At 55.2% G+C, this 19,387-nt stretch carries 18 protein-coding genes; 2 read left to right on the forward strand and 16 right to left on the reverse strand.

Annotation, left to right across the window (positions count from 1 at the left end; all coding sequences use genetic code 11):
- Positions 1-87 precede the first annotated feature (87 nt).
- The 5 genes from VH86_RS02265 to VH86_RS02285 are packed head-to-tail and all read right to left on the reverse strand — an operon-like array spanning position 88 to position 6,117.
- The gene (locus VH86_RS02265) at positions 88-867 is read right to left on the reverse strand and encodes a heme ABC transporter ATP-binding protein (RefSeq protein WP_045831744.1); all 780 of its coding nucleotides are present in this window, start codon (positions 865-867) and stop codon (positions 88-90) included.
- On the reverse strand, positions 860-1,861 hold the full coding sequence (locus VH86_RS02270) for an iron ABC transporter permease (protein WP_045831745.1): 1,002 nt from the start codon (positions 1,859-1,861) through the stop codon (positions 860-862). Before VH86_RS02270 ends, VH86_RS02265 begins: the two co-directional genes overlap by 8 nt.
- Complete coding sequence (locus tag VH86_RS02275; RefSeq protein WP_045831746.1) at positions 1,854-2,678, reverse strand: hemin ABC transporter substrate-binding protein; 825 nt, start codon at positions 2,676-2,678, stop codon at positions 1,854-1,856. Before VH86_RS02275 ends, VH86_RS02270 begins: the two co-directional genes overlap by 8 nt.
- Positions 2,675-3,697, reverse strand: coding sequence for a hemin-degrading factor (locus VH86_RS02280; RefSeq protein WP_045831747.1), 1,023 nt, complete (start codon positions 3,695-3,697; stop codon positions 2,675-2,677). Before VH86_RS02280 ends, VH86_RS02275 begins: the two co-directional genes overlap by 4 nt.
- Before the next feature lie 50 nt (positions 3,698-3,747).
- Complete coding sequence (locus VH86_RS02285) at positions 3,748-6,117, reverse strand: TonB-dependent receptor domain-containing protein (protein ID WP_045831748.1); 2,370 nt, start codon at positions 6,115-6,117, stop codon at positions 3,748-3,750.
- Between the two features lie 230 nt (positions 6,118-6,347).
- Here VH86_RS02285 and VH86_RS02290 point away from each other — a divergent pair, with 230 nt between their 5' ends.
- Positions 6,348-6,638, forward strand: a complete 291-nt coding sequence (locus VH86_RS02290; protein WP_045814714.1) for a SelT/SelW/SelH family protein — start codon at positions 6,348-6,350, stop codon at positions 6,636-6,638.
- Between the two features lie 199 nt (positions 6,639-6,837).
- Here VH86_RS02290 and VH86_RS02295 read toward each other — a convergent pair whose 3' ends face one another.
- The 7 genes from VH86_RS02295 to VH86_RS02320 all read right to left on the reverse strand — a co-directional run bounded on the left by VH86_RS02295 (position 6,838) and on the right by VH86_RS02320 (position 12,757).
- Positions 6,838-7,377: a PadR family transcriptional regulator gene (locus VH86_RS02295; protein WP_052696526.1), complete on the reverse strand. Its 540-nt coding sequence runs from the start codon at positions 7,375-7,377 to the stop codon at positions 6,838-6,840.
- Positions 7,378-7,467: 90 nt separating this feature from the next.
- Positions 7,468-8,250: a siderophore-interacting protein gene (locus VH86_RS02300; protein ID WP_045831749.1), complete on the reverse strand. Its 783-nt coding sequence runs from the start codon at positions 8,248-8,250 to the stop codon at positions 7,468-7,470.
- Positions 8,251-8,652: 402 nt separating this feature from the next.
- A complete protein-coding gene (locus VH86_RS02305; protein ID WP_038644869.1) occupies positions 8,653-8,862 on the reverse strand; it encodes a hypothetical protein in 210 nt (69 codons plus the stop codon).
- Positions 8,863-9,046: 184 nt separating this feature from the next.
- On the reverse strand, positions 9,047-9,913 hold the full coding sequence (locus VH86_RS02310; protein ID WP_045814716.1) for a helix-turn-helix domain-containing protein: 867 nt from the start codon (positions 9,911-9,913) through the stop codon (positions 9,047-9,049).
- A 255-nt stretch (positions 9,914-10,168) separates the two neighbouring features.
- Positions 10,169-10,333 (reverse strand): DUF2474 domain-containing protein, encoded by a 165-nt coding sequence (locus VH86_RS24820; RefSeq protein WP_071845593.1) that lies wholly within the window; start codon positions 10,331-10,333, stop codon positions 10,169-10,171.
- A gap of 1 nt (position 10,334) precedes the next feature.
- Positions 10,335-11,339, reverse strand: a complete 1,005-nt coding sequence (gene cydB / locus VH86_RS02315; protein WP_038644865.1) for a cytochrome d ubiquinol oxidase subunit II — start codon at positions 11,337-11,339, stop codon at positions 10,335-10,337.
- Positions 11,340-11,341: 2 nt separating this feature from the next.
- Positions 11,342-12,757 (reverse strand): cytochrome ubiquinol oxidase subunit I, encoded by a 1,416-nt coding sequence (locus tag VH86_RS02320; RefSeq protein ID WP_045831750.1) that lies wholly within the window; start codon positions 12,755-12,757, stop codon positions 11,342-11,344.
- Between the two features lie 569 nt (positions 12,758-13,326).
- Between VH86_RS02320 and yghX the strand changes: the two genes are divergently transcribed.
- The gene (gene yghX / locus VH86_RS02325) at positions 13,327-14,217 is read left to right on the forward strand and encodes a YghX family hydrolase (protein ID WP_045831751.1); all 891 of its coding nucleotides are present in this window, start codon (positions 13,327-13,329) and stop codon (positions 14,215-14,217) included.
- 67 nt (positions 14,218-14,284) lie between these two features.
- On the opposite strand, the gene VH86_RS02330 is transcribed toward yghX, so the two are convergent.
- The 4 genes from VH86_RS02330 to VH86_RS02345 are packed head-to-tail and all read right to left on the reverse strand — an operon-like array spanning position 14,285 to position 19,246.
- Positions 14,285-15,415 (reverse strand): mandelate racemase/muconate lactonizing enzyme family protein, encoded by a 1,131-nt coding sequence (locus tag VH86_RS02330; protein WP_045831752.1) that lies wholly within the window; start codon positions 15,413-15,415, stop codon positions 14,285-14,287.
- Complete coding sequence (locus tag VH86_RS02335) at positions 15,412-17,187, reverse strand: alkaline phosphatase family protein (protein WP_045831753.1); 1,776 nt, start codon at positions 17,185-17,187, stop codon at positions 15,412-15,414. The genes VH86_RS02330 and VH86_RS02335 overlap by 4 nt, the downstream gene beginning before the upstream one ends.
- A gap of 11 nt (positions 17,188-17,198) precedes the next feature.
- Positions 17,199-17,894 (reverse strand): GntR family transcriptional regulator, encoded by a 696-nt coding sequence (locus VH86_RS02340; protein ID WP_038644856.1) that lies wholly within the window; start codon positions 17,892-17,894, stop codon positions 17,199-17,201.
- Positions 17,894-19,246: an MFS transporter gene (locus VH86_RS02345; RefSeq protein WP_286191942.1), complete on the reverse strand. Its 1,353-nt coding sequence runs from the start codon at positions 19,244-19,246 to the stop codon at positions 17,894-17,896. The genes VH86_RS02340 and VH86_RS02345 overlap by 1 nt, the downstream gene beginning before the upstream one ends.
- Positions 19,247-19,387 lie beyond the last annotated feature (141 nt).

Below are 19,387 nucleotides of genomic sequence, written 5' to 3' on the forward strand. Positions count from 1 at the left end.
TAGCGGTGCAATTTATTGCGCGTTTGTCAGCAGCATCATCGCTTCAGACATGCGCGATAGATCGCGCCGCTACGATTTGAATCGGCTTTAAGCCCGCAGCTGAATTTGCGGCCTGCCCTGCTCTTGCGGCATCACCACGTGCAGCTCAGCCTGATACCAGCGCGTCAGCGTATTTTCCGTCATCACCTCTTGCGGTGAACCCTGCGCCACCAGCTTGCCCTGATGCAACAGCAGAATGCGATCGGACCACAGCGACGCCAGATTGAGATCGTGCAGCACGGTACAGACGCTAAAGCGGCCGTTACGCGTCAGTTTATGCAGCAATCGCAAACTGTACTGCTGCCAATACAGATCGAGTGCCGACGTCGGCTCATCAAGAAACAGCCAGCCGCGTGGACCGTCATCGTGCCATAACTGTGCCAGTACTCGCGCCAGCTGCACGCGCTGCTGTTCCCCGCCAGAAAGCGAACGATAATCGCGCTTTGCCAGTTCCAGACTGCCAGTAATCTGCATCACTTCCTCAATCACCGCTTTGGATTTGCTGGCAGGCCAGGGCGCACGGCCCATCGCCACCACTTCTTCAGCAGGCAGCGGGAAAGTCACGCTATTTTGCTGGCGCATCACCGCACGTCGTTGCGCCAGCGGTTCACGCGGCCAATCGCTTAACGGGCGATCGCCGAGCCAGCACTCACCCGCTTCGGGCGCCAGAAATCCAGTCAGCAGGCGCAACAGCGTGGATTTACCCGCGCCGTTGGGGCCGATCAAAGCGATCATTTCGCCTGGCTGTAAGGTGATAGAGACATCATCAATCAGCGCACGCGTGCCATGACTAAAGCGCAGGCCGCGAGCCTGCATTGAATCACTCATTCATCCCCCTTTTCTGGCGCAGAATCAGCCAGAGAAACCATGGACCACCGATCAGGCTGGTGATCAATCCCACCGGCATTTCCGCCGGGATCACCACCGTGCGCGCCAGTGTATCCGCCAGCAATAGCAAGATGGCTCCCGCCAGCGCCGAACCCGGCAACATCCAGCGATGATCGCTCCCGACACAGAAACGCATCACGTGCGGCACCACCAATCCGACAAACCCTATAATCCCGCTCACCGACACCGCCGTGCCCACCAGCAGCGCACTCAGTACCAGTAACTCACGCTGGGTGCGCTTCACATCAATCCCCATGTAATGCGCATCTTCCTCACCGAGTTGCAGCAGATTAAGACGGCGCGCACGGGTCTGGATGGCAATCAGCGCAGGAAGAATCAGTACAGCACACACCACCAGACTCGGCCATTGTGCCGCGCTCAAACTGCCCATGCCCCACAGCGCCAGCTGGCGTAACTGCTGATCATTACTGAGCCAGGAGAGCACGCCCACCGCCGCACCGCACAAGGCGTTGATGGCGATACCGATCAGTAGCAAACGTGACAAATTCCCCAGCGCCAGCCGACTAAAACTAAAAATCAGCAGTGTGACGATCAGGCTGCCGATAAACGCGGCAATCGAAGGCAGCCACAGCGCCAGCAAAGGCGGCAAGCTGAGCGGAACGATAATAGAAAACGCGACGGCCAGGCCGGCTCCGCTGCTGATGCCGAGCAACCCCGGATCGGCCAGCGGATTGCGGAACAGGCCCTGCATCACCGCGCCAGAGACTGCCAATGCCATACCGAGCAACACCGCCAGCAACACGCGCGGCAGGCGGATGTTCAGCCAGATTTGCCACGCCATATCGCTGAGTGGCGCATGGAACAGCGTGCGCATCGACAGCGGCATGGCGCCAAAATTGGCGGCCATCAGCATGCAAACCACCATGCTGATGCCCATCAATAGCAGCCAGCGCATCACGGCACTGTTAGTCATGTTTTACCGCTTCGGCGGCTTTGCGCAGCTTCACGATGGTCTCCGGCGTATCAAGACCAAAGCCCAACATGGCCATCTCATCCACCACCAGCAGCGCGTGGTGCTGGCCCGCTGGCGTCAACGCCAGCCCCGGCAGCGACCAGATTTTCTCTTCGCCGCCGAGGGTGCGCAGGCCATCTTCACCCACCACCACCAGATCCGGCGCGGCAGCAACCACACCTTCCTGTGACAGCTGCTGATAATGCGGGATCGCCGCCATGGCGTTGACCAGGCCGGCACTGCGGATTGCGGCATCAGCGCCCGTTTGGTTGCCTGCTGCCTGAGTGCGCATGCCACCGTGCGCCATTACAAACAGCACCTTCACCGGCAGCGGCTGCTGGGGAATCTGCGCACGCTGCTTGTTCACTTTCTCGATCAGCGCCTTCGCTTCGGCATCACGATGCAGCGCTTTGCCGATGGTGGCGATCTTTTCCGGGATGGCGTCGAGGCTGGTTTTGCCGGTGACATCCACCACCTTCACCCCAGCGCTCTCAATCTGCTGCAACACCAGCGACGGTTTCGCCAGCTCGCTGGTCAATACCAGCGTGGGCTTCATGGCCAGAATGCCTTCGGCATTGAGCTGGCGCATATAGCCGATATCCGGCAGCTTGTTAGCCTGCGCCGGATGCTGGCTGGTGCTGTCGCGCGCCACCAGATCGGCCTGCCCATCCAGCGCATAAATGATTTGTGTCACATCACCGCCGATGGAGATCACCCGTTCAGCAGCAAATGCCGGCAGCGCCAGCGCGCCCAGCAGTAATAGGGTCAGACGTTTCATGCTGTCGCTCCCAGCGCGGTGACCTGTTCACGCCAGCGCGCCTGCTCTGGCGTCCCTTCGCTGCGCTGACCATACAGTTGCGCGATCTGCGTGCCGTCGGCGGCAAACAGTTCGAGGCTGGTGACAAAGCCATCGCCACTCGGTTTCCGCGTTACCCAGCTCTCGGCGATGTGATCGGCCATCAGGTGCAGCGTAAAGGTTGGGTTGAAGATGTTGACCCAATTGTCCATCGGCATCAGTTTCTCCACCGCACCAGTGAAGATCTGCGTGCAACCACGGTTGCCGATAAAGATCATGATTTCGTTACCATCCTGCTGCGCCTGCTCCAGCAGTTGAGCCAGTGAATCGTTGCTGACCTGGCGTGCCAGATCTTCGGGCACCGCGTGAAACGCTTGCTGGCGTGAAATATTGTGGCGCTTCAGTAGGCCAAAGAACTGATGCACATCGGTCATGGCGCGCCATTCGGCTTCCACTTTATCGGCATCAATGGCGCGGCTATGTTCTGGTGCGGCGGCAGGTTGTGGATCGAGTGCCGCAGCGGCTTCGACGGTGAATTCTGCGATCAGCGCATCCCAGGCCGCCATGTCGGTATTGTCGGTGGTGTAGATTTTCAGCACCGCATCCGCATGGCGATCAAAAATCTGGATGCTTTGACGCTCACCGCGCGCGGTCTGCTCACGCAGGAAGAAGGCGCTGTGCCACTGTGCCGGGAACAGACGCTGGTCGAGCGCGCGTGGGTTAAGGATCAGTCCGGCATGTTCGCCGAGGTGCAGGTTTTCATATTTGCCCACCTGCTCATGCACCGCATATTCGTTGCGGGTGATGCTTTTGGTTTCGCCGACGGCTGCCAGTGCCTTCAGCAACGCCGGGAAATCCGCTTTTAACGCTTGCGCATCCTGGTCGACGCGCGCTTCACACAGCTGCGCTTCGCCAATGCCCATCAGGGCCGCCAGATCGCGGGCATACTTCTTCGGATGTTCGCCTTTCAGCGCCAGGTAGTGATCGTAACGTGGGTTCATTGCACTTGCTCCATGAAAAGGCCCTGCGCGAACGCAGGGCGAAAATGTGATTAGAAGTCGACGTTCACACCGAGCTGGAAGGTGCGGCCTGGCTGAGTTGCCAGTGCGATATCGTTGCGATCCTGTGCGGTATCGCTGGTCATTTCGCGGCTGCTCAGGTAATCCCAATATTTACGATCTGTCAGGTTATACACGCCACCGCTCAGCTTGACGTTCTTCGCCACCTGCCAGTACGCCGTCAGATCGACCATCCCATAACCCGGCACGCGCGCGTAATCGGTGGTGGAATCGGTCAGTGCAGAACCGGTATTGGTATAGCTCTGGCGGTTGGTCGCCGTCGCCTTTTTGCCCTTCACGAAGGTTGCCGTCACCGCTGCACCATACTCGTTCTGTGGCGCATCCCAACCCAGCCCCAGCACCGCTTTCATTGGCGGTACGCTTTCCAGATCGACGTAACGGTCGCCGAGGTAGCTCGACTTCGATTTACCTTCGTTATAGCTAAAGGCAAAGCGTGCGCTCAGGCCCTGCACATCTTCATACCAGGTGCCGAAATTCACTTTTCCACTCAACTCTGCACCATAGATATAGGCTTTATCGCGGTTCTCTGCCTGATAAGTGGTGTAAATGTTGCTCGGAACGTTAGTGAATTTATCCGGGTTGCCGGAACGGGTGTAACGGTTATAGGCGATGAAGTTTTTGTAGGCGTTGTAGTAAACCGCCGTGTTCATCACCACGCCTTCGGTCGGCTGTCCTTTCAGACCCCATTCGAAGTTGTTGCTGGTTTCAGTGTTCAGATCCGCGTTACCAATCAGCGCATATTGCGCTCTACCCGCATAGCTGGAACCCAGGTTCCATGAACCATACAGCTGGCTGGCGTTCGGGAACTGCGCGCCGCGTTTGTATTGCAGATAAGTCATCAGGGTTGGCGTGAGCTCATACTGGAATGCCAGCGATGGCAGAACTTGCGTATCGCTGTTGCCAGAGCCGTACAGCGTATCGACTCCTGATTCGGTCAGCACGGAGCTGCCGCTGGTCAGGCTGCTGAGGTTCTCGGGCTTGGTATTTTGGTACGCCACACGCACGCCCGGCACCACCGCAAAGTTGTGGCTATCCAGGTCGAAGTTGATCTTATCCTGCACAAAACCGCCGAGCGTATAGCTGCGGCTATCTGCTTCAGGCTGCATGATCACACTGAATGTGCTTGGTGTTGGTGACTGACGGAATGGGCGTTCGGTTTTTTCCAGACGTCCATTCAAACCGGCAGTCAGCTCATGACGACCCAGCGTTTTAGCCAGATTGGTTTCAAAGCCGTAGCTGTCCGTGTTGTAGTCAGAGTAGACCGTCTCATAGGCTGTCGCGCTTGAAGGCATATAAGTATTGTCATGCGCTTCGGTGTGCTGCCAGTAGACACGTGAGGTCAGGCTGTCGATAAAATCGTTGTACGGCGTGTATTCGTCCGCCAGGCTCAGGCCGAAGCGACGGGTATCGCTCTGCTGTTGTGCCGTGCCGTAAACGGTATTGCCTGAAGTATCCCAGCTGTCGTAATGGGTGTGATTGGTTTTGTGATAGAAGTCGGCGGTACCGGTGATTTTGTGCGCATCATTCGGCTCCCATACCACGCTGCCCAGCAGTGCGTCAGAGTGCCAGTTGGCTGGATATGCCCCACGGCTCGCATCGTTGTTTTGCGTTTCCTGACCATCGCGGCGGCTGTAGACAAAGATACCGCGCAGTTCCTCATCACCTGCTGCCGCAGTGATGCCGTTGTGCCAGCTGCGATTGGAAGAATCGAAGTCGCTCTGGTAGCCAAAATAGGTGGTTTTACCCGGATGTAAGTAGTCGTCTGGCGTCTTATTACGGAACGAGACCGCACCACCAATCGCGGTGTTGGGCTGAGAGACAGACGTCGCGCCTTTATCGATATCCACGCGACCAAACATATAAGGGTCGATGTAATCGCGGCCAATACCAAAGGTATCTAAACCGGCGCGGCTGACGTAGCTGCGTCCGGTAGCATCCGGCAGAGAAACGCCGTCAACGTTGATATCGACGCGGTTACTTTCCAGACCACGGATGTTGTAGCCAGTGTAACCCGCACGGTCGAAGCCACTTTTACCCGCAGAAGAACCACCGCTGGCACCGGTTGCTGTTACGCCGGGTTCGTAGCGCATGATGGTACCGAAATCATTGCCGCCATCACGCTGCATATCGGCGGCGGTAATGGTGCTTTTGCTACCGGCTTGTTTCTCCAGCTTCGGTGCAGTGACCGTCATGACCGACTCTGCAGTGGTGGATTTGTCAGAAGATAAAGCAAGTGTCGTGTTATCGCTGGCCGCGTAGCTGCAAGCGGCGTGAATAGCGGAAGACAAAATGGCAACTTTAAACAGACGTTGCTGGGTCATTCCCTGAAAGAGTGAAGACATGCGCGAAATACCTGGTTAATTGTTAGTATTCGCTCACTGGATTGCCGCCAAAAAAACGCGATGTGCGTTAATAAACCGTAAAATGTGTGGACTTATTTTATGTAATAAATAATTTCGTCAGGAATGTAATGCAATTGGTAATCATTATCAATAAACTTTACACTAAGATGTATCTTAGACCGCACATTTTGTTAACTTGTTTATAATCAATAATTAAGAAGAGGCTCCTGATGGCGCAAAAACCGGCTGTGACCATTTACTACTGCACTCAATGCAACTGGCTGCTGCGTTCGGCGTGGATGGCACAAGAACTGCTGCACACTTTTGCCGAAGATTTGAGCGCAGTGACGCTAAAACCCGGCACCGGCGGTGTGTTCGAAATCAGCATTGATGGCACGGTGATTTGGGAGCGTAAACAGGAAGGCGGATTCCCGGATGCAGCGGCGCTGAAACAGCGCGTGCGTGATTTCTGCTGGCCGGACCGCGAGTTAGGACATGTGGATAAGAAGAAGCCGGGCTAATCCCAGAGCGGATAGACGCGCACATTCGAATGGCAATGAACATTCCAGAACGGCGATTTATTGCGATCCATGGCTTAATTATCGGCCTGCTGTTTCAGCGGTTATGACGGGCGATTTTTCGCGATGGCTAACGTGGCCATGTCAGAAAGTGAGATGGCTAATCGGCGCGGAAGGCATTTATTCTGCTGGCCAGGTACGATTAGCTATTCGCGATTTTCTCTGTCGCTTCGTTCAGTGCATTTATCACAATTTCCAGCGACTCAGGCGAAATATCTTCCTGTGATAAACGATGATTCAGCGTGTGGCGAATATGATGAATGGCCTGCTCGACTTCTGGAATACTGCGATTATTGACCAATATCGCCAGCGAAGTCAGCCGCTCAATAATATTGGCAATATTCTCGCCGTTCTCAGCTAATAACGCGCGACCGCCATCATTGAGCGCATAAGCTTTACGCGACGCATGCGCATCCACCACGCGGATCGCATCCATCTCTTCGAGCAACGTGAGGTTAGGATAGATGATGCCAGGGCTGGGAGAGTATTCCCCTTTGGACAGCTCTTCCACTGACTTGATCAGCTCATAGCCATGCGCAGAACCGTTGGCGAGGAAGTGCATCATTAACAGGCGAATATCACTGGCATCCAGCATCCTTTCGCGGCGCTTTTTACGCGCACCTGCACAGATTGCACGTTGTGCATTATCGGACTGCCATGGAAAATCCCGCTGCTGTTTCATTGCCTTCCCTGAGGTCAATTAAGGGAGGTTGATAGTAGTCTGCCGCCTGGCAAAATTCAACACAGGCGGCAGCGGGCGCGGCGAAGTCAGTTATTTCTGATGCCAGTACGCCACCGCGCGCACGAAGTCGGTGTGGGCACCACGGCGTTGCGTGAAGTAGTCGCTCAGCAGTTTTACCGCCTCACCTTCACCCGTCAGCCAGATGAAATACTCTTCTGTTGGCAGTGAGATCTTATCCAGCTGCGCAATCAGCGGGCCGAGGTTATCCACCTGCATGCTGCCACTGCCGAGCCAGGTCACCTGTACATTCGGCAGATCACCGAGGTAATCGCGCCCGGTGGTTTCATCGGCGTAGGCCAGCAGATGGATCTGCTGCGCCTGCATCTCAGCGTAACGACGCTTAAAGGCTGGCAGCCCGGTCTCATCGCACACGTAAACCTGGCAGGCATAATCCACGGGCACTACGCAGGAGCCACGCGGGCCGCCCATGGCGATCTGATCGCCTGGCTTCGCCTCATTCGCCCAGTTGCTGGCGACGCCGCCATCATGGATATAGAAATCGAGCGTCAGTGAATCGGTGCCGTTGAACGCCAGCGGGGTGTAATCGCGAGCTGCCGGGCGAACGCCGCCCGGCCAGACGATCCCCTCTTCGGTCATTTGCGGCAAATCCAACGCGCTGCCCGCATTGTCCGGGAAGAAAACTTTAATGTGATCGTCGAATGACGGTGAATTAAAGCCCGCCAGATCGCTGCCGGTAAACTCAATGCGCCAAAACTCCCCCGCGATTAAGGTTTTGCTCGCCACGGTGATATGGCGGAAGCGTAATTCGTTGCGTACGCGCTTGGGTGCGCGATCGTTAATGTTTTTTTGCAAGTGTTCTCTCCAGGCAAAGGCGTGAATGAGTGTGCCCCTGCGATGACTTATCCTGAGTGGCAAGATGCCTCCCCTAAACTGAGATTACCGCAGCTTGAGAGTCGTTCACGCCAAACGTTATCGAAAATCATTCTCATCTGACGTTGGCTAGCATAGTTATGATATATCTTCGATGCAATGCCGAAAAATGCTATTGGGAAAAGTGGCAGAATTTTCGGCGTGGCTTGCACCGGTTGGAGCAGGGACTAGCGCCAACTGAATTTCAGGAGAGATCCGCAGTTAATGCAGTTAAAGAGGATTGCGTTCGATGAGCGGGCAATGGCAGGCAACGATCGCGCCGCAACAAACGTGCGGCGTGTCATCGATAGTCATGGGGTAAAGCGGGGTAAAACGAGAGGGAAATCAGGCCTGATGATTGCCGCAGTTAACGAAGCTATTGTCATCCTGGCTGTGCTGCGGCAGCGGGTTATCGCCCAAAATTTCATGCTGCTGGCAGTGAGTCTGATGAGGATGCAGGCCGCCCGGCGGAGAGAAAGGCTCAGCCATCTGTGCACTTGCCAGCGAGGAAAACGCCACAAGCGCTGTCATGAGGAACAACGGTAAAAGTCGCATAATTTTTTCTTTTTCACTTTGACGGTCCAGAGCGGACCAGGAATGCAGGTGATTATCCAGCCTGATGTATGACGGCTGGTGTTTTACGCGGCCAATCAGGTTTCGATGAAGGATTTTACGCCAGTTACGGCGAATATTTTATAAAATCGTGCGGTTAGTCACAGTTAACCGCACGATTTATGCATTAGCAGGTGGAGACCGGGATATAGAACGTGCCCTGCAACAAATCAGGCGTACTGTATTTCAGATCCAGTTTAAGCAGATCTTTACCTGCCCGACGCGCCACGCCCAGTGCCGGCAAGTGGTTGTAGTAAATTTCTGCGGTAAATGCATTGATCTCTTCCGGTGCGCCATGCCAGTCAATCTCGGCATACAAGCCGCTTTCTCCGGTCCAGTTCTGCACATTGCGCGGCAGCACATCGGCATACTGGCTTTCCAGCGCCTGGAACAAGCTAATGTGCTGCTGGTCGGCAGAATTCACGCCTGGGCTGAACTGGAATCCCAGCCAGCCACGGCTGACATGTTTACCGGCAAAGCGGACAAAATCGCGGGTATGCTGCGCGACCACCTGATTATGATGATCGATGTACTCGCCAAAGCGGCATTCCCACTCAATCACTTCACCACACAGTTGCAACTCCGGCTTCTCGGCCAGACGCGCGTTGACCCACGAACGCTGCGTGGAAATACGACTGTGGAAATCCTTCATCAGCATGTCCGGGATGCGACGATAGGCGCCGGGCGTCATGGAGAAGTGGCTTTTGAATACCCTCGTGAAATTCTGCTGGTTATCGAAGCCAAAGCGCACGGCAATATCGATGAGCGGCATGCTGGTCAAACGCAGCGCCATCGCTGACATGGTCAGGCGACGCTTACGCGTATATGAGGCCAGCGTTTGACCGGTCATCTCTTTGAACATGCGCTGCATGTGCCACTTGGAGTAACCAGATTTCAGGGTAATCAGATCGATATTGAGCTCATCGGTCAGATTCGCCTCTATCCAGTCCACCAGATCGTTGATGTACTGTTTTTTAAGATTCAGGCTGAGCATGATTTTTTCAATCGAGTGATAAGTGTGAAGGTAATGAATTTGCGCGATTAGTCACATAAATATAACAAAAACGTATTACTAACGTAAGGAAGAGTAAAGGCAGCGAGGCGGGAAAAGCATTAATTGCTTAGGTTACTAACGTTTTCAGGTCAATTTTACGCTGCGATAATGTGTATAAGGTCGCCATTACCGGCGACCTTCACGCGATTTTTGTAATGGAGTGCACACTGTTGTAAATCTTGTTACTCCGTAAACTCAGTGTGTATGCATGCCTGCCGCGTTCATCATCATACGAAACAGTGATGCCACTACAGCGAGTGCCAGCACACTGGCTCCATAAATGATGACCAGCCACATCACCCGCTTCCACCATGGGGACGGCGTTACTCCGTCTTTCATTTTGCTGACTTCGATTGGCATATTAATGGTACCCCTCGTCGGCTTTGATTTTTCCGCGGAACACGTAATAACTCCAGAAGGTGTAACCCAGAATCACCGGGATAATCAGTAAACCGCCCACCAACATAAACGCCTGGCTGCTGGCCGGAGACGCGGCCTGCCAGATGGTGATCGACGGTGGCACGATGTTTGGCCAGATGCTAATGCCCAGGCCGGAGAAGCCGAGGAAAATCAGCGCCAGCGTTAAAAGAAACGGTGAGTAATGCGCCTCACGTTTGATGGCACGCACAATCCCCCACGAGCAGAGCACTACCAGCAGCGGAACAGGCAGGAACCAGAACAGGTTTGGCCGTGAGAACCAGCGTTGCGCGATATCCGCGTGGGTGAGCGGCGTCCAGATACTGATAATGCCGACTACCACTAGTAACGTCAGGGTAAGTGGCGTAGCCAATGCTGACATTTTGCGGTGCAGGTCGTGCTCGGTTTTCATAATCAGCCAGGTGCAGCCCAGCAGTGCATAAGCGATCACTAAACCAACACCGCAGAACAGTGGGAACGGTGCCAGCCAGCTCATTGCTGAACCGGCATATTCACGACCTGATACCGGGAAGCCATTAAGAATGGCGCCCACTGCAACGCCCTGACTAAAAGTCGCCAGCAGCGAACCGGCTATGAACGATTTATCCCAGAACGGACGATGCTCTTCGGTGGCCTTAAATCGGAACTCAAATGCCACACCGCGGAAAATCAAGCCGATTAGCATCGTGGTTAATGGGATCGATAACGCATCCAGCAGCACCGAATAGGCCAGTGGGAATGCACCAAATAGCGCAGCACCACCCAGTACCAGCCAGGTTTCGTTACCGTCCCAAACGGGAGCCACAGTATTGACCATCATGTCGCGCTCAATCGGATCTTTATTGAACGGCAGTAGCAGACCAATGCCCAAATCGAAGCCATCCATCACGATGTACATCAGGGTGCCAAACACGATGATGGCGAACCAGATAATAGAAAAGTCGATCATGGTTACTGCTCCCCGCGCTTATGAGTATTGGCAGCAGATAACGGGCGAGCTGGAGTGTGCTGCTCTCCGGGACCACCGTGCGCTACTTCTCTGCCTTCTCCGGTCACTGGACCTTCTTTAATCAGCCGCATCATGTAGTGATAGCCGACCCCAAACACCGAGCAGTAGACCAAAATGAAGGCCATCAGGCTGATGCTCATGTGCAGATTGCCATGGGCAGAGACCGCATCAATAGTGCGCTGCACGCCATACACTACCCACGGCTGGCGGCCCATTTCGGTGGTAATCCAGCCAGCCAGAATGGCGATCAGTCCCGATGGCCCCATCAACAAACAGAACCACAGGAATGGTCGCGACTGATACAAACGCTTCTTCACCCGCAGCCACAGGCTGATCACGCCCATGCCGATCATTAACAGGCCTAGCGCCACCATCACGCGGAACGACCAGAAAATCACGGTAGAGTTTGGGCGATCCTCTTTCGGGAAGGTTTTCAGTGCCGGAATTTGCTTCTCCAGACTGTGGGTCAGAATCAGACTGCCAAGGTAGGGAATCTCCAACGCATATTTGGTGCGCTCCTGCTCCATATCCGGCACGCCGAACAAAATCAATGGCGTGGGCTCACCCGGCTTGTTTTCCCAGTGCCCTTCAATCGCCGCAATTTTCGCAGGCTGGTATTCCAGAGTATTCAGACCGTGCGCATCGCCGAGAAATGCCTGAACTGGCGAGACGATTAATGCCATCCACAATGCCATGGAGAACATCTTGCGCACCGCGGGATTGTCATTGCCGTGCAGCAGATGCCAGGCCGCAGAGGCGCCGACAAAGAAGGCACTGGCCAGAAAAGCCGCGGTGGACATGTGCAGTAAACGGAACGGGAATGACGGATTGAAGATGATTTTCAACCAGTCCTGCGGCACCACGACCCCATTCTCAATAATGTAACCCTGAGGGGTGTGCATCCAGCTGTTAGAGGCCAGAATCCAGAACGTTGAGAAGATGGTGCCCAATGCCACCATGCAGGTAGCAAAGAAGTGCAGCCCCGGCCCCACGCGGTTCCAACCGAATAGCATCACGCCAAGGAAACCGGCTTCAAGGAAGAAGGCGGTTAACACTTCATAAGTGAGCAGTGGCCCGGTGATACTGCCGGCAAACTGAGAGAAACCACTCCAGTTAGTCCCGAATTGGTAAGCCATTACCAGCCCGGAGACCACGCCCATACCGAAGTTCACGGCAAAGGCTTTAGACCAGAAATGATAGAGATCGCGATAGGTCTCATTACGGGTTTTCAGCCACATCCCTTCGAGCACCGCCAGGAAACTGGCGAGGCCGATGGTGATAGCCGGAAAAATAATATGGAAGGAGACAGTAAAGGCGAACTGTATCCTTGCCAGGTGAAAGGCATCTAATCCAAACATTGCTTACCTCATTGCCACAAAGTGCACTGGAATTTTTACTTATAATGAACAACAGCGTGCGGGAATCTATTTCGTCTTATCGGATGAAAGGTCGCACTAATGTAAAAGGAAGCAGTCAGAACGAAAATAAACAGAGGAAGTCTTTAAAACTATAACAGTGTTTGTTGATAACGATCATTGTCTTCATCAAAGACTAATTGATTGATATCACAGACCTAAGGTTAACAACCCTCGGTTATTGTAGCGATATTGTTATTAACCTTCGCGCTAAGATCTCATCGTTACCCGTTGACTCTCTCATTTGATTATTTTTTAGTGCGGATAACAGGAAGGTTAATTAAATCTTTCGTCAGATAGCGTATCAATAATTCCAGACAATATGATGTTATCTCGATTGTTAATTAAAATAGCCCTCTTTTAAAACCAAAGGATATATTTTTTACAGGCCTGGGCCAGACACATTGCGCTCCTCTCTCGCTTAACGCTTTGCGGCATAGCGTTTGCAAGCGTTAACCCGCTGTGCTTTTTTAGAGCAGCAAAGCCATCGGTTAATCAGCGAAGGAGAGGTTATGACCCGTCTTACCGCACAAGATTTTCCCCAGGAACTGCTTGAGTTATATGACTATTACGCACACGGCAGGATCAGCAAACGTGAGTTCATCACCCTTGCTGCTAAGTTCACCATCGCCGGCATGACCGGTGCCACCTTGCTCAGCGCCATGAGCCCCAACTACGCGCTGGCGCAGCAGGTTGAATTCACCGATCCCGAGATTAAACCCGAATACATTCACTATCCCTCACCACAAGGCCACGGTGAGGTGCGAGGCTATCTGGTGCGCCCGGCCAAAGCCAGCGGCAAAGTGGGTGCAGTGGTGGTGGTGCATGAGAATCGCGGATTGAATCCTTATATAGAGGATGTCGCACGCCGCGTGGCGAAAGCCGGATATATTGCGCTGGCACCGGACGGCCTGAGTTCAATGGGCGGCTATCCCGGCAATGACGAAGAGGGCCGTGCGATGCAGGCCAAAGTCGATCCAACTAAGCTCATGAACGACTTTTTTGCCGCCGTCGATTTCCTGATGCACCACGAAGAGGGCACCGGCAAAGTTGGCATCACCGGTTTCTGTTACGGCGGCGGTGTGGCGAATGCTGCTGCCGTGGCCTTCCCGGAACTGGCTTGTGCGGTGCCGTTTTATGGCCGCCAGCCTAAAGCGGAAGACGTGCCGCGCATTAACGCCCCACTGCTGCTGCACTATGCCGCGTTAGACAAAGGCATCAACGAAGGCTGGCCAGCCTATGAAGAGGCGCTGAAGGCCAACCACAAAACCTATGAAGCCTATATCTATCCCGGCGTGAATCATGGGTTCCACAACGACTCGACCCCGCGTTATGACAAAGCGGCAGCCGAACTGGCGTGGAGCCGGACATTGGGGTGGTTTGAGAAGTATCTGCACGGCTGAGCAGGGATACGCGCTGTCGACTGATGTTCATCGAGGGCGGCCTTTATGACCGCCCTTCTTGCCACCTCTACAGTGCGAAATGCCTCAATGCATCGCGATTGATTTCAATGCCTAATCCCGGCCCGTTCGGGATTTGCACCCATCCATTTTGCTGCACAATAGGTTCGGCGATAATGGCCTGTCGAATCGGATGCTCGGTTTGGTCGAATTCAAGCAGAGGCTGAACCGGCTGTAGCGATGTGGGCGTATGCGTCGGCACTGTCGCCATCCACTGTAACGAAGCGGCAATACCAATGCCGCTGCCCCAGACGTGCGGATTAACGCGCACACCAAACGCCTGTGCCATATCGGCAATCTTCTTGCACTCCGATAAGCCCCCGGCCGCACAGATATCGGGTTGGATAATATCCATCGCCTGTTGTGTCAGCACTTCGCGGAAACCATAGCGGGTGAACTCGCATTCGCCACCGGCAACCGGGATATCGATCGCCGCTTTCACCGCACGGTAGCCGGCTAAATCTTCTGGCGGCACCGGCTCTTCAAACCAGCCAATATCCAGCTCTTCCACTTCCCGACCAAGCCGAATGGCAGCAACCGCGTCATAAGCGTGATTGGCGTCGATCATCAGCGCGGCGTCTTCGCCAATGGTGTCGCGAATGGCCCGAGTCACCGCTGCATCCTCGCGCACGCCAAATCCCACTTTAAGCTTCATGGCCTTGAAACCCTGCTCAATGTAACCCGCTGCTTCTTTGCACAAATAATGCAGCGGGTCGCCACTGTCACGCCGATACAATCCAGTGGCATAAGCCTGCACTTCGGTTCGCGTGGCGCCACCCAGCAGTTGATAAGTCGGGACGCCAAAATATTTGCCACGCAGATCCCACAGCGCGATATCAATGCCGCTCAATCCCTGAATCACCACGCCTTTCTGGCCGTGATCGCGCAGCCTGGCGTAAAGTTCCTGCCAGAGAAACTCGCTGCGCAGTGCATCTTCGCCCATCAACATCTGCCCGAGTTCATCCACCACCGCTTTGGTGATGCGCGCCGGACCGTAGCACTCTCCCCAGCCAACCAACCCCTGATCGGTCACTATCTCCACCAGCATCGCGGTGCGGGTATCATAACGGGCACGTGAATAGGCGAACGGTTGGCTAAGTTTGGCACTCAGCAGGTGCGTGTTAACGGCGGTGATTTTCATGATTGGGGCTCCTGCGGGGTGTCAAAAATTTCACTCATGATGCGTCCATCGAGATCGCGTGTGTTAAGGCCAAGCCAGTGCGCCAGCGTCGCCGCAGGATCGGTCATGCGGTAAGGCCCACGCTGCTGGCGCGGATGGTAGTAACCTTGTCGAATGCCTTTGCCCGATGCCAGCATCACGCCATAGTTGGACCCGAGAGCGGTTTCTGCGGTAGGTTTCTGCGGACCATGATTTGCGCCGGGTTCTTCCACAGCACAAATATCTTCACCCGTCTGGCTAACGCCCCAAACGAAACCGGTGTTGTAGGCAAAGACAATGTCGCCTGCGCAGTCGCCCCAGAATCCCAGAGCCGCTGCATCGTCACGTCGCAGCGCGATACTCACCGCGTTACGCACACCATCGCCCTCCTGCACCTGCCAGCCGCTCAGTGCCTGCAGGGTGCGCGCGCAGAGATCGTCAACCTGTTGTGGCGCAACGACGTCATGATTCACGAAGATTTCCAAACCGCCGCGCTCTGCCTTGAGATAAAGCGGCGAACGGGCCATATCCGGCAGGCCTTGCGCATCCAGCACAGCCAGCGACTGCTTTTGCAGATAACGATAGATGTCGCACATATAGCTGTTGGGCACAGCGCCGTGATCGGATGCGAGCACCACCAGTGTTTCCTCGTCCGTTTCGTCCAGCAAACGGCCAATGCTGTCATCAAGAATTTGATAACTGCGGCGCATCACCGCGTCATATTGCTCTGCCTGCTGTGCATCAAAGAACGGGGAATCCGGATCGGTCTGCCCAAGGCAGTTGTGGTGCGATTCGTCCACCAGCCGATGCACCGTCGCCCATAACGCAAAGCCCTGGCGTTGCGTTAGTTCCAGCGCGCTATCTACCAGCCACTGCGACTGTTCATCGCCCTCCTGCCAGGTTGCAGCCAGATAAGGCGTTTGCGGCGCCGCTTTTGCCACCCATTTGCTGAAGAAAGGTGATTGCTGCTGTAAATAACGCGCATCGCTGCTCAGGGCATCGGTTCGCGTCACCTGGCTTTGCAAAATTTCGATATTGCCCCGCACATCACATTCGCCGCAGTAAAAACGCACGCTGCCGGGAATGTCATAAGCAGCCAGAGACAGCCAGGCAGACCACTGCCCGATCGGCAGAACAACGCGCTGTTCACCGAATTGCAGGGATGGCTGTCCCTGCTCAACCCGCAGCGTTAACGCCAGCTCATCGCCATGTCCGCCGCGTAACCACAGGACATAACCCTCTTCGCTCGCCTCAAGTGCCTGCCAGGCGCCTTTGTTGTGATACGCCAGCGCACTTTTGGGTGGCCAGCCCAGCGTTTGTTGCTTCGCACCGCCCTGGCCTAAACGTTCGGTGAGACGGGTGGTGTGTCCCATTGGCCGGAATATCTCGCCCGGCCACGGCTGTGCACGTCCCCAATAGGGCGCAAAGCTGAAGTGATCGCCATCGGCTTTGACGCTTTCCGGAAAATGCACCAGTGCCGCGCGCTGCCCAGCCTCCTGCATCGTTGCCAGTAAGTTGCGGCTTTGCTGGTTGTCGGGCGGCAATCCCTGGCCAATCCAGCTGGTGCCAGGGCTCTGCCCGGCGAGAAAGGTCACCCAGTTGACATCGCCCCATGCCGAGATAAAGGGCAGCAACTCCGCTGCGGAGCCTTGCTGTAGCATACGGGCAATATGGGGCAGCGCGCCCTGTGCCACATAGCGTTGCAGCAGCGGCATCGTCAGGCCGTCAACGCCAAAAATAATCGCCTTGCGCATCGTGACTCCTATCAAAGAGAGGGCGTGAGTCGCACGCCGGGAGAGGGAAAGCCGGGCTGCTGCATCAGCCCTTCCAGAATACTTTGCAGACTACTGCGGATGTGTTGTCGCATCGCCTGTTCGGCCGCATCGGCATCGCGCGACTGCATGGCCGCTAAAATCTGACGATGCTCCAGCCAGGATTGCCATTTACGGCCCGGTAGATTCATCGCGATAACGTGAAACAGCTGAAGACGATCCAGATAAAGCGTCATGATGCTGCTGATGTAAGGGTTGTCGGCGTGTGCAAAGATCAGCGTATGGATCTCATCACCGGCATCGGTGGCATTCAGTTCATCATCACGCAGGCCCTGTTCCAGCGCGGCCAGCTTATCTGCCATCACCGCCAGCTCATGATCGGGCGTTCGCTGCGTCGCCTGCCGCGTGGCAATCCCTTCCAGCGCCTCACGAATGACAAACAGCTGCTGAATATCCTGCAATTTGATTTCACTGACGAACCAGCCTTTGCGCGGTGTCAACTCCACAAAACGCTCCTGCTGCAGGCGATACAGCGCTTCACGAATCGGCGTGCGACTCATGCCCAGCTGGTCAATCAATCCCATTTCTGTCAATGAGCTACCCGGTGCCAGCGTCAGTGACAAAATCATCTCTTTGATACGCCGATAGGCTATTTCGCTGAGCGAAGGCTTGTAGCCAGGACTCTCCATTACGCTTCCTCCCCAACATCGCGCAGTTCAAAACGTTTGATCTTGCCGACCATGAACAGATAGAAAAGGATCACCGCCACCGCATGCGCGATCACGAACCACAACACGCCGTTGAAAGATCCGGTGAGTTGCAGGATAAAGCCGATGATGATCGGCGTGGTGATGCTCGACGCATTGCTGAAGGTGTTAAGCACGCTGCCGGATAAGCCCGCGATCTCTTTTGGCGCGGTGTCAGCGTTGACCGTCCAGCCCATGCCGCCAATGCCTTTGCCGAGGAAAGAGGCCGCCATAATCGCGATGACTGCGGTTTCTGAGTCGGTGTAATTACACAACACCATTACGCAACACAGCAGCATGCCGCAGACAATCGGCAGTTTGCGCGCCAGTGACAACGACATCCCGCGACGAATCAGCACATCTGACAGGAAACCGCCCATAATGCCGCCAAGGAATCCGCATACTGCCGGAATGGCAGCGACAAACCCCGCTTTCATGATGGTCATGTGCTTTTCCTGCACCAGGTAAACCGGAAACCAGGTGATGAAGAAGAAGCCAATCGCGTTTAAGCAATATTGCGCAAGGTAGATGCCCAGCATCATGCGGCTGCTGAGTAGTTGCTTCAGCCAGCTGAGGCGCGGCTTATGCTTATCGCCATCCATATTCACCAGCGCCCCGCCCTGCTGCATATGATCCAGCTCAGCCTGGTTCGTCATCGGATGCGATAGCGGGTCATGCACCAGTTTGCGGAACAACGGCAGAAAGGCGATGCCGATCAGGCCCAGCACGGTAAACACCGAGTGCCAGCCGTAAGTATGTGCCAGCCAGCCCATCAGCGGCGCAAAGAACACGGTGGCACCGTATTGCGCGGAGGCAAAGATCGCCGCCGCCGTGCCGCGCTCAGAAGCCGGGAACCACGCTGCCACCAGGCGACTGTTCGCCGGAAATGACGGTGATTCCGCTGCACCGACTAAAAATCGCAGACAAAACACCACCACGACCGCCGCCGCACCAGTGACAAAGCCCGCGAGGCCGGTCATCAGGGTGAACAGCGACCAGAAAAAGATACTCAGGCTGTAGATCAGTTTCGAGCCGTAGCGATCCAGCAACCAACCACCCGGCAGCTGAAACAGTACATAGGCCCAGCCAAATGCCGAAAAGATCACGCCCATGTCTACGGCGTTGAGCCCAAGATCTTTTGCCATCCCCGGCCCCGCCAGCGAGATCGAGGCGCGGTCGGCATAGTTAATCAGCGTGACAAAAAACAGCACGGCGACCACCAGCCAGCGCACGTTGGTTCTGCGTGCACTGATCGCCTTATCCAGCATTATCGATTTAGATTGTCCCTGTGGCATGACGTACCTCATGACGACAGCATGAACCTTTAGGCCGTGGTGTTTTCGGCCGCGTAACGCATCACATTCAAATTGGATGCGGATTGTATACAACGTAGATACAGGCTGGAGAGCGCGCCACCGGGGTTACGGGTAACCGCT

It is taken from the genome of Pantoea sp. BL1, from assembly GCF_000963985.1.
In the GTDB taxonomy this organism is placed as follows: domain Bacteria; phylum Pseudomonadota; class Gammaproteobacteria; order Enterobacterales; family Enterobacteriaceae; genus Pantoea; species Pantoea rwandensis_B.